We start from the raw sequence: 11260 nt of genomic DNA, 5'->3' as shown, positions 1-11260 counted from the left end.
GCGGCAGGCTGGCCGCCCGGCTCCGGCGGTGGCGGCTGCTGCCGTAGCGGCGGTGGCGCGCGCGATCCGCTCGGCGTCAAGCGAGCAACATGCTTGGCATCCGGCGACGGGTTCCATGCGGCTGAGTATGTGCAGGATGCGCCGGTATGGGTCAACGGCGCCGCCCGGTGAGCAACCATTATTGCGGCGAGTATGCAGAGTCGGGCGCACACGTTCAAGCGATCGTGCCTTCCAGGAGAGCCTGCCGGATTCATCCATAAATTAGGTCGAACCTGCAAGGGGAGTCCATTGGATTTCATCCAAGGAGTATTACAGCGCCGACTCTCCCCTGGCTGTTATACTGGATTCTATCCAGCCAAATTCGCCCATAATGGCTGCCGGTGCGGAAAACGGGTGATTCTATTGCACAATTTCCAATAAAAGCATGGTATTTGCCCCGCTTTTCAACGGTTTGTTGGACGATATCCAACAGAGCAGCCACCGGATGCTTATTCTGAATTCTACTCCTACCAGGTTGCCGGTCCGGCAACACAAAGTTCGATAAAACTGACGTTTTTCTTCTATATAATGGAAACAAATTTCACGTCGCCGGACAGGCGGACGTTCAGGAGGTTGAACCGGCATGAATGGTTCCATTACGGTCGTAGGACTCGGCTCGGGCGACGCGGATCAATTGACGCTCGGCGTGTGGCGGAGGCTGCAGGCGGCGGATCGCATCTATGTGCGCACGGAGAAACACCCCGTCATGCGGCTGCTCGGCGAGCACGGGCTGTCCTATTCGTCGTTCGATTATCTCTATGAGCAGGCGGACTCGTTTCCCGACGTGTACGAGGCGATCGCGGCCGAGTTGATCCGGTTGGCGAAGGAGCCGTCCCCAACCGGCCCGGCTGCCGCGCCTGATTCCGGCGCCTCACCCGGCGCCGCTGCCGCGGCGAGTTCCGACTCGGCACGCCCCGCCTCCTTCTCCGGCCCGGTCTACGCTGTGCCCGGCCACCCGATGGTCGCCGAACGGACGGTGCAGCTGCTGCGGGAGCGCTGCGCCGACCGGGGCATTGAACTCCACATTATCGGCGGCGAAAGCTTCCTCGACCAAGCCTTCGTCCGGCTCGGCTTCGACCCGATCGAAGGGTTCCAGCTGCTGGATGCCGCCGAGCTGGCTGCATCCTTGCTGCAGCCCCGTCTGCATACGGTCATCGCGCAAGTGTACGATGCTTTCACGGCCTCGGACGTCAAGCTGTCGCTGATGGAGAAATATCCGGACGATTACCCGGTCGTGATCGGGCATGCGCTCGGCATCGAAGGCGAGGAGCGGATCGTCCGGGTGCCGCTGTACGAGCTGGACCGCGCTCCCGGTTTCGGCAACCTGTCGCTCGTTTGGGTGCCGCGCTCGACCGACGTCTCCCTGCAGAACCGGTCGTTCGACCGGCTGCATGAAATCGTCGGCATTTTGCGAAGTCCCGAAGGCTGTCCGTGGGACCGTGAACAAACGCACCGGTCGATCCGCAAAAACTTCATCGAGGAAACCTACGAAGCGATCGAGGCGATCGACAACGACGATCCGGAGGGCATGCAGGAGGAATTCGGCGACGTCATTCTTCAGGTCATGCTGCATAGTCAGATGGAGGAGGAGAGCGGCACGTTCAGCGTATACGACGTCATTCAGACGCTGAACGAGAAGCTGCTGTTCCGCCATCCCCATGTGTTCGGCGACGCGGGCGCCGGCGATGCCGGGGAGGCGCTGCGCAATTGGGAGCGGATGAAGGCGGAGGAGAAGCGGCGCAAAGGCATCGACCCGGACCGCAAATCGGTATTGGACGGCATTCCGAAAGATTTGCCGGCCGTTATGCGGGCGTACGAGCTGCAGAAAAAGGCGGCGAAGGTCGGCTTCGACTGGGACGATCTCGGTCCGGTGCTGGCAAAGGTCGAAGAGGAGGTCGCGGAGCTGCGGGAGGCGATCGCGTCCGCCGGAAGGGACGAGCAGGCGCGGGAGCTGGGCGATTTGCTGTTCGCCGCGGTCAACGTGTCGCGTTTCATCGGGGCCGATCCGGAAGAGGCGCTGGCCGGAACGAACGCCAAATTCAAGCGCCGGTTCGCCTATATCGAGGAGAAGCTCCGTTTAAACGGCAAAACTTTTGACCAGACTGATTTGCAGGAGATGGACGGCTGGTGGGAGGAAGCAAAGCGCGAGTCGCAACGATTTTCTCCGTGAATTCGTCAAAAATCGGCTTTTTCCCCTAAAAATCGAAAAAATTTTCTTCCATAAGCAGGATTTGTCCGGCCGGAGAAGAATATTACATTTCGAACGCGGGACTCATCAAAGGCTTTGGCGAGCCGACTAGCCGCCAAACTATTAAACGGATGATACTAGGAGGTTATGTTAATCATGAACAAAACGGATCTTGTCAACAACATTTCCGCCAAGAGCGGCCTGACAAAACGCGATGTGGAAGCGGTTCTTAACGGATTCCTCGGTGAAGTGACCGAAGCGCTGCAAAGCGGCGACAAAGTGCAGCTGATCGGCTTCGGCACATTCGAAACCCGCAGCCGTTCCGGCCGTGTCGGCCGCAACCCGCAAACGGGCAAAACGATCGAGATTCCGGCATCCAAAATCCCCGCTTTCAAAGCCGGCAACAAACTGAAGGACGCCATCAAGTAAGCATGCGTCTGGACAAGTTTCTCAAAGTATCGAGATTGATCAAGCGGCGCACCGTCGCCAAGGACGTGTCCGAGCAAGGCCGCGTCTGGATCAACGGGCGGGAAGCGAAGCCGAGCAGCACCGTCAAAGCCGGCGACGAGCTGACGATTCAGTTCGGGCAAAAGACGGTGACCGTCCGCGTCGAGCGCACCGCCGAAACGACGCGAAAGGATGAAGCGTCGGAGCTCTATACTTTGCTGAAGGAAGAGAACCGCAAAGCCGAAGGCGGACCGGGCTGGTAAGCCCGCCGCCTTATGATGAAACCGCTCTTTACGACAAGGGCGGTTTTTCTGTTTGAAAGGGCCGGTTTCCGTTTAATACTTTGGTAGCCTCGTCTGTTCTAAATCTTGTCCCGCCTCCATACCTATGAATTAGGAAGGAGGGCCAAGCTATGATCGAACAGGGTAAGGCCAAACGCCAGGAAATTAAAATGCTGAACCGCAAGGTGATGGAAATCACCGGCGTCAGCAATGTGGAGAGCTTCGACAGCGAAGAGTTTTTGCTCGAGACCGAATGCGGTTTCCTGACCGTCCGCGGTCAAAATCTTCATATGAAGCACCTTAGTTTGGAGCAAGGACTCGTCGCCATCGAAGGAATGGTCCATTCCGTGGCCTACTTGGACGGCAGCGCCGCCGACAAATCCAAGGGCTTTTTCGGGAAGCTGTTCAAGTGAGCCTTCAGGTCCAGTTCGTGACGCTGGCCATGATGATCGCTTCCGGAATCGGAATGGGCGCGGCATTCGACGGCTATCGGGTCGTGTCGAACGAGCTGAGAATCGGCCGTCTGTGGATTCCGGTTCTGGACCTGCTTTATTGGGCGGCCGCCACGCTGATGGTGTTCCGCGTGCTGGCGTCGAGCAACGAGGGTGAAGTGCGGGTATACGTTTTTCTCGGGCTGATGATCGGCGTGGCTTTCTATTTCTGGCTGCTGAGCGGAACGGTCGTCAAGCTCGCACGCTGGCTGGTCGGGGCGGTCCGTTCCTTGATCCGGCTCTCGATCCGGACGATCGACCTCCTCCTCGTGCGTCCCGTCAAGCTGCTGTACCGGCTCATCAGGATTTTTTTGGGCTTTGCCATCGTTTTCACTTTGTTCCTCGTCCGAATTGTGTTACAATTGTGTCGTCCGTTTTGGCTTTTTTTCCGGTGGCTGTCGGCTCCTGTGGCCGGCCCGCTGTGGACGAAGCTCAAGGGATGGTCCGAGGCGCTCGGAGTTACCGGGTTCTGTCGCAGGATCGCAGCCATCATCGGCACTTTTCGGAAGAAATGGTTTTAGGAGGTACATCTATGGCTAACGCCCGGGGATCCAAAGAGACAACCGCACATTCAGGCTCGAAACGTCGGCTGAAGCTTTGGTTTGCCTTCATTGCGCTGTTCATGGCATGGGCGATTTATACATGGGTCATGCAGATGGAAGACAACGCCCGGACGGCATTGCGGCTGGCCGGCGTCCAGCAGAAGCTTGCCGAGGGCGAGAAGGAAAGCGCAAGGCTGCAGCAGCAGATCGACCGGCTTGGCGACCCCGAATATATCCGCGAGCTTGCACGCAAGGAGCAGGACATGATCGTGCCCGGCGAGAAGCCGATTCACGTTACGGAAAAGGCGGAATGACGGGGCAACCGTCTGTTGACCTTGCTTCCGGCGTTCGGTTATAATCACGGTACAATCGCAAAAATCAAATTATGCTTACGAAGTTGATTTTTGCTTCGCAAAAATCCTAGGGAGGAACATTTTATTCATGGCAATTGAAGTGGGAGCCAAATTAGAGGGCAAAGTGACCGGCATTACGCATTTCGGGGCATTCGTCGATTTATCGGGGGGTGTCACGGGGCTCGTTCACATTTCTGAAATTGCCGATAATTACGTCAAAGACGTCAAGGATCACCTTAAGATTGACGATATCGTCAAGGTGAAAGTGATCAATGTGGATAAGGACGGAAAAATCGGTCTTTCCATCAAACAAGCCATCGACCGGCCGGAAGGTTACGTACCGCCGCAGCGGGAACGTCCTGCAGGCGGAGGCGGTGGAGAGCGGTTCCCACGACAAGGCGGAGGAGGCGGAGGCTCGTTCCCGCGCCAAGGCGGCGGAGGAGGCGACCGGTTCCCGAGAGGGGGAGGCGGACGCGGCGGGTTTAAAGCGAATCCGGGCAAGCCATCTTTTGAGGATAAAATGTCCCGTTTCCTGAAAGACAGCGAGGAACGGATTTCTTCCCTGAAGAAAAATACCGAAGGCAAGCGCGGCGGCCGCGGCGCCAAGCGCGTGTAGCATAATAAACGGACATCAAGCAGAGCCCGGCGGGTTCTGCTTTTTTGCTGTTTCGGAGCCTGCCGCGGTTTCGTATTCCAAGCCCGAAGTCAAGGCTATCGAGCCCGCCGCTGCCGCGCATCGACACCGGAAACGGTACACGGGCCGGCGGCATCCCGCTTTTGCGTCTTTCGGACGCGTATGCCAAATACTTTCCTGTATATCTCCATCAACTCCGACAGGTTCGGACGGTAAGCGCGTTCATTTCCCGGCGGAGGGCCCCCGGTTTTTGTTGGCGAATCCGCCGCGAAGCGTCGGGCCTTTCAAGCTCAAACCTGCGCGCCGGCTGCGCTTCACCGTTCTGCGACAAATCGCACACTCCGCTGTTCCGCTGTCGGAAAAAACTTCATGCCCGCATACGGGTTCTGACAAACATCCTGTTCGCGCCCCCCTATAATGGGAGTCACCCCAAAAAATCCGGAATAGGTGGTGCCGAATGATGGACAAGCATAACCTGGTGATGTTTCCAGGCGCGAAGCGGAAGGGCCTCGTCAAGGAGGCGGTGCGCAAAGGCTGGAAGCGGGCTGCAACCGGAAGAGCCGTTCAAATGATCGCTGCGAAAAAATGGACGTTCCTGTTAACTGTCGTCGCGTTCCTGCTCGGCAGGGCCATGATTCTCGAGACGCTCGCTCCCTTTGCGATCGCTTATTTTGCGGTCGTCTATTATTTGCGCAAGGATACCTACATCCCGGTCGCACTTGCGCTCATCGCCGGCAGCTGGTTTGCGCTTACGCCATCGACCGTCTGGATCGCCGTGGAGCTCGCCGTTTTTTATTTGCTCGTCAAAGGGTTGGAGGCATATGAACGATCCGAACTATCCTATGCGCCATTGCTCGTATTTATATCTACGCTGCTTGTTCGGCTTTTCGGGGTCGTGATCGGCGAGACGCTGGATTGGTACCGGTTGATGATGGTGTTCGCCGAGGCGGGACTGGCGTTTGTGCTGACGCTTGTGTTCATTCAGGCCGTGCCTGTGCTCACCATGACGAAGAAAACGACTTCCCTGCGCAACGAGGAAATCATCTGCCTGATGATCCTGCTCGCCTGCATCATGACGGGAGCCGTCGGCTGGCAGGTGAACGGACTGTCCGTCGAGCACGTCATGTCCCGCTATGTGCTTCTGCTGTTCGCGCTGGTCGGCGGCGCGCCGCTCGGCGCCTCGGTCGGCGTGGTGGCGGGGCTTATTTTAAGCCTGGCCGATTTCGGGGCGATCGTGCAGATGAGCCTGCTGGCTTTCTCGGGCTTGCTGGCCGGGCTGCTGCGCGAGGGCGGAAAGGCGGCGGTGGCGTTCGGCATGCTGGTCGGCACGTCGATCCTGTCCATTTACATAGGCGGACAAGCCGATGTCATGACATCCACATGGGAGTCGGTGCTCGCCGCCGGATTGTTTATGCTGACGCCGCGCATTCTAATGCGGACCATTGCGCGCTTCGTGCCAGGCACGTCGGAGCATACGAAAATCCAATACGAATACGCGCGGCGGGTGCGGGACGTCACGGCGCAGCGGGTGGCGCAGTTCTCCGAGGTGTTCCGGCAGCTGTCGCGCAGCTTCGGGCAGACGCTGGAGACGGATGCCTGGCGGCGCAAGGAGGACGACAAGACGCATTTCATGAATGCCGTCGCGGAAAGGTCGTGCGCGACATGCTTCCGCAAAGATATGTGCTGGGACAAGAAGTTCTATCAAACCTATAAAGTGATGACCGATATGATGTTGTCCGTGGAGGGCAACCGGCGTTCCGCCACGAAGGAGCTCCCGAAGGAGTGGACCGCCCATTGCGTGCGGCCGCATCAGGTGTTGGCCGTCATGCGCCAACAGTATGACCTGTTCGAGCACGACCAGCATTGGCGCAAGCAAATACAGGAGTCGAAACTTCTCGTTGCCGACCAGTTGTCCGGCGTGTCGCAGATTATGGAGGATCTGGCGAAGGAGATCCGGCGCGAAGGGCAGGAGATGCACCTGCAGGAGGAACAGATCCGCGAGGCGCTGGAGGGGCTCGGCCTGTCGATCCAGTCGGTGGACATCATCAGCCTGGAGGCGGGGAATGTCGAGATCGAGGTGGCGCATACGTTCGGGAAAGGCTACGATGAATGCCGGAAAATCGTGGCGCCGCTCCTCAGCGATATTCTCGGCGAGCCGATTGCCGTCATGAGCGAACGGTTCGCCGAGCAAAGCGGACAGCCGGCGTCGGTGACGTTCGGTTCGGCGAAGGAGTTCGAGGTGGAGACCGGCATCGCCGGCGCGGCGAAAGGCGGCGACCTGCTGTCCGGGGACAGCTTCAGCGCGGTCGAGCTCGGCAACGGGAAGTTCGCGGTCGCCGTCAGCGACGGGATGGGCAACGGCGAGCGGGCCCGGTTGGAAAGCAGCACGGCGCTCGATATTCTTCAGCAGCTGCTGCAGTCGGGAATGGATGAGAAGCTGGCGATCAAGTCGGTCAATTCCGTGCTGCTGCTCCGCTCTTCCGACGAGGTGTTCGCGACCGTCGATCTGGCGCTGATCGATATGTATACGGCGAAGACGACTTTCCTCAAAATCGGCTCCACGCCCAGCTTCATCAAGAGAGGCAGCGACGTCATTCCGATTTCGGTCAACAATTTGCCGATCGGCATCCTGCACGATATCGACGTCGACTTGATCCGGGTGCAGCTGTATCCGGGAGACACGCTTATTATGATGACCGACGGCATTTACGACGCGCCGGGCCATGCGGTGAACAAGGAGCTCTGGATGAAGCGCGTCATCCAGGAGCTGAAAGCCGCGGATCCGCAGCAGATGGCGAACGAGCTGCTCGACACGGTCGTGCGGTATCACCAGGGCGACATCGTCGACGACATGACCGTCGTCATCGCGCAGGTGAAGAAACACCAGCCCGAATGGGCGACGTTCCGCTGGACCGGCATGCCCAAGTTCGAGCGGCCGCGCACGGTCAGCTGAGGTTAAATCCTTCCGGAATCGGACATGCTGGTAGAGAGAACCGGTAGATTCGATATCGGAGGAGGGCGACCTATGAAGCAGATATTATTGATAACGGACGGATGCTCGAATGTGGGGCTGAGTCCGGTTGTGGCGGCCGCGCACGCCTGGGCCGAAGGCATCACGGTCAATGTGGTCGGCGTAATGGAGCCGGATGAAACGGCGTTGGCCGGGCGGGAGGAAATTGCCGAGATTGCGAAGGCCGGCGGAGGCATCAGCCGCCTGGTCAATACCCGCCAGCTGTCGCAGACCGTCCAGATGATGACGCGCGCGACCGTCATGACGACGATCCGCCAAGCGGTGAACAAGGAACTGAAGCAGGTGTTCGGCGGGGAATCGGTGGAATCGCTGCCGCCGGAGAAACGCGGCGAGGTGGTTCGCGTCATCGACGAGCTCGGCGAGACGTCGGCGTTGAGGGTGGCGCTGCTGATCGACGCGAGCGCCAGCATGAAGCCGAAGCTGCAGGCCGTGGAGGACGCGATCCGCGATCTTGTTCTCAGCCTGCAGGCCCGCGTCGGAAAAAGCGAGATCGCCGTTTTTCATTTTCCGGAATCGTCCCGGGGCGACGGCTGCGTATGCGATTTGGAATGGACCGGCAACCTGCAGGGCATGAAACGGATTCTCCCGCGGCTGCAGATGCGCGGGACGACGCCGACAGGACCGGCGATCATTCAGGTTGTTGATTTTTGCCGAAAAGACGATTATGGTAGTTACAACAGAAGAGAAACGGATGGGATGATGGGTGACTACGTCGTTTGATCTCCGGCTGAAGCCCGGTATGGTTCTCACGGGCAAGTGGAAGCAGGGGCGCTACCGAATCGAAAGGCTGCTGGGCGAAGGCGCCAACGGCAAAGTATATCTGGTCGAGCACAACCGGCTTTGGTATGCGCTCAAGGTCGGGAACGACGCGGTCGACATTCAATCCGAGATCAACGTGCTGAAAAATCTCAGGCTGCAGAAGTCCGGCTCGGAGCCGTTTCTTGTCGCCGTTGACGATTACAGCGACGCAGCCGGCCGGGACTATCCGTTCTACGTGATGCGTTACGTGCGCGGCATGCCGCTGCACCATTTTCTCGAGAAGGAAGGCACCGACTGGTTCCCGCTGATCGGCTTCCATCTTCTCGGCAAGCTCGCCGCGCTTCACGAGGCGGGATGGGCTTTCGGCGATTTGAAACAGGAGAACGTGCTGGCCGGGGAGTACGGCCGGGTCGAGCTGGTCGATTACGGCGGCGTGACGGCGGCGGGCAGAAGCGTCCGGCAATTCACCGAGATATACGACCGGGGCTATTGGAACGCGGGGCCCCGGACCGCGGATGGTTCCTACGATCTGTTCTCGTTCGGCGTGCTTTGCGTGCATTTGTTTGAAGGCAGGCGGCTCGTGCATTTAACGCAGTCGCTGCTGCCGCAGAACCGGGTCGCGGACGAGCTGCTGAAGCTGGCTGAAGGGAATCCGACGCTTAGGCCGTTCTCCGGATGGCTGCGCAAAGCGTTCCAAGGCGGCTTCACGAACGCCCGCGAGGGGGCGGCGGCCTGGCAGCGGCTGATGCGCGGGCCCGGTGTCCGGATGAAGCGGCCCGCGGCGCCGCGTTGGATGAAAGGATTGTTCGCCGGATCGATAGCGGCGCTGGTCGCGACGATCGCGTGGATGATGGCGGAGGGCATGCTGACGCTCGGGCTTCCATGAGGGCCGGATCGCCGGCATGCCGCTTTTTCTGCCGGTAGATGGCGGTGTTTGACGTTGTCGGCATCCGTGTAATGATTGGGAAGAGGTTGGTGTGGGGTCATGGAGGAACTGGTGAAGCGGACCCGGGATACGGCCCGGCGCGAAGAGCTGTGGTTGCCGGGCGACACGATCGTGGTCGCCGTGTCGGGCGGGCCCGATTCGACGGCCTTGCTCCATGTGCTCCATGCTCTGGCTCCGGCGGAGCGTTTGCAAATCGTGGCGGCGCATGTCGACCACGGCTTCCGCGGAGCGGAATCGGCTGCGGAGGCCGAGGCGGTTCGCAGCTTGTGCGGCGGGCTCGGCATTCCATGCGAGACCGTTTTTTTCGACGTCCCGGCGTATATTGAGGAGACGGGCATGAACCCACAGGCGGCCGCGCGCGCAAAGCGCTACGGATTTCTTCATGAAGTGGCGGAACGGTATGGCGCCGCGCGGATTGCGCTCGCCCATCACGCGGACGATCAGGCCGAAACCGTGCTGATGAGGCTGCTGCGGGGGACGGGGGCGACGGGGCTCTCCGGCATGGCCGCCAAGCGGCGGGAAAAAAACGTGGAACTCATACGCCCCTTTCTGCGTATGAACAAGGCAGACCTTATCGCGTATTGCGCGATCGCGGGTTTACGCTATTGCACGGACGCGAGCAACGCCAAGCGCGGGTATTTCCGCAACCGGGTGCGGTTGGATATCCTGCCTTTTCTCGAAAAGTACAATCCGAACATCGCGGAATCGCTGGTCCGTCTGGCGGAGATCAGCGCCGCGGAGGATGAATATTTGGACGCTGCGGCGGAGAGCGTTTTCCGCGCCTCGGCCAGGCGGGTGGAGGGCGGATGGAAGGTCGGCCGGCACGCCTTGCTGGACCTGCCTGTCGCTTTACAAAGGAGATTGATTAAACTAATATTAAACTATCTCACTCCGGCACAAGAGTCCGCTTCTTTTGAGCGGGTTGAACGGATCCGGACGGCCGCCATCGCGCCTGCGCCGACGACGTGGTCGATCGACGCCGGAAGCGGCATCCGCTGTCTGCGCGAGTACGAAACGCTCCGCTGGACGCATGAAAATGCGAGGCCCGGTGACGGATCCTTGCTCTATATCGTCGGCGGGATGGCCGGCGAAACCGAGAAGCGGCTGTTCGTAGCGGAAACGCCCGGAGAGTTGGTTATCCGGGTGACCGGCCGCCAAGCGGGCGAAACCGGACGGCAAGCGCAAGGGCGCAACTCTGCCGAGTTCGACGCCGACGAAGTCCGGTTTCCGCTGACGGTGCGCGGAAGGCGTCCGGGCGACCGAATGTCCGTCATGGGATTAAACGGCTCCAAAAAAGTGCAAGATATGTTCGTTGATGAGAAGATCGCTCCGTCCCTCAGGGACCGGCTGCCGCTCGTCTGGGACGCGGAGGGCCGGCTGCTGTGGATTCCCGGCTTGCGCCGTTCGTCGGCTGCGCCGGTGACGGCCGCGACGCAAAGGCTGCTCCGTCTCGAATGGAAGGACACGTCCGCGCACGGCGGCGAAGCGATGATGGAGCATGAAGAAGAAGCACGCGATTAAAGCACAATGCCGCAGCACCGGGCGGTCT

At 59.7% G+C, this 11260-nt stretch carries 11 protein-coding genes; all 11 read left to right on the top strand.

Features of this window, described 5'->3' with window-relative positions; genetic code table 11:
• Positions 1–622 precede the first annotated feature (622 nt).
• The 11 genes from mazG (at position 623) to tilS (ending at position 11232) form a co-directional block, all read left to right on the top strand.
• Positions 623–2209, top strand: a complete 1587-nt coding sequence (gene mazG, locus RWM61_RS14100) for a nucleoside triphosphate pyrophosphohydrolase (RefSeq protein ID WP_314001861.1) — start codon at positions 623–625, stop codon at positions 2207–2209.
• Positions 2210–2383: 174 nt separating this feature from the next.
• Positions 2384–2656: an HU family DNA-binding protein gene (locus RWM61_RS14095; RefSeq protein WP_314001859.1), complete on the top strand. Its 273-nt coding sequence runs from the start codon at positions 2384–2386 to the stop codon at positions 2654–2656.
• A gap of 2 nt (positions 2657–2658) precedes the next feature.
• Positions 2659–2937, top strand: a complete 279-nt coding sequence (locus RWM61_RS14090; protein WP_314001857.1) for an RNA-binding S4 domain-containing protein — start codon at positions 2659–2661, stop codon at positions 2935–2937.
• 149 nt (positions 2938–3086) lie between these two features.
• Positions 3087–3368 (top strand): sporulation protein YabP, encoded by a 282-nt coding sequence (gene yabP, locus RWM61_RS14085; RefSeq protein ID WP_036582847.1) that lies wholly within the window; start codon positions 3087–3089, stop codon positions 3366–3368.
• A complete protein-coding gene (gene yabQ / locus RWM61_RS14080; RefSeq protein ID WP_314001852.1) occupies positions 3365–3967 on the top strand; it encodes a spore cortex biosynthesis protein YabQ in 603 nt (200 codons plus the stop codon). The genes yabP and yabQ overlap by 4 nt, the downstream gene beginning before the upstream one ends.
• Before the next feature lie 11 nt (positions 3968–3978).
• On the top strand, positions 3979–4302 hold the full coding sequence (locus tag RWM61_RS14075; RefSeq protein ID WP_314001850.1) for a septum formation initiator family protein: 324 nt from the start codon (positions 3979–3981) through the stop codon (positions 4300–4302).
• Positions 4303–4429: 127 nt separating this feature from the next.
• A complete protein-coding gene (locus RWM61_RS14070) occupies positions 4430–4957 on the top strand; it encodes a S1 domain-containing RNA-binding protein (RefSeq protein WP_314001848.1) in 528 nt (175 codons plus the stop codon).
• Positions 4958–5435: 478 nt separating this feature from the next.
• Positions 5436–7928 (top strand): stage II sporulation protein E, encoded by a 2493-nt coding sequence (gene spoIIE / locus RWM61_RS14065; protein WP_314001863.1) that lies wholly within the window; start codon positions 5436–5438, stop codon positions 7926–7928.
• Positions 7929–8000: 72 nt separating this feature from the next.
• Positions 8001–8726: a hypothetical protein gene (locus tag RWM61_RS14060; RefSeq protein ID WP_314001846.1), complete on the top strand. Its 726-nt coding sequence runs from the start codon at positions 8001–8003 to the stop codon at positions 8724–8726.
• Positions 8710–9651, top strand: a complete 942-nt coding sequence (locus RWM61_RS14055) for a protein kinase domain-containing protein (RefSeq protein ID WP_314001844.1) — start codon at positions 8710–8712, stop codon at positions 9649–9651. The genes RWM61_RS14060 and RWM61_RS14055 overlap by 17 nt, the downstream gene beginning before the upstream one ends.
• 99 nt (positions 9652–9750) lie before the next feature.
• A complete protein-coding gene (gene tilS, locus RWM61_RS14050; protein ID WP_314001842.1) occupies positions 9751–11232 on the top strand; it encodes a tRNA lysidine(34) synthetase TilS in 1482 nt (493 codons plus the stop codon).
• Positions 11233–11260: the final 28 nt, after the last annotated feature.

It is taken from the genome of uncultured Paenibacillus sp. (assembly GCF_963515335.1).
In the GTDB taxonomy this organism is placed as follows: Bacteria; Bacillota; Bacilli; order Paenibacillales; family Paenibacillaceae; genus Paenibacillus_I.
The sequence above is the reverse complement of the archived record's forward strand: the minus strand, read 5'-3'. Positions and strand labels throughout refer to the sequence as shown.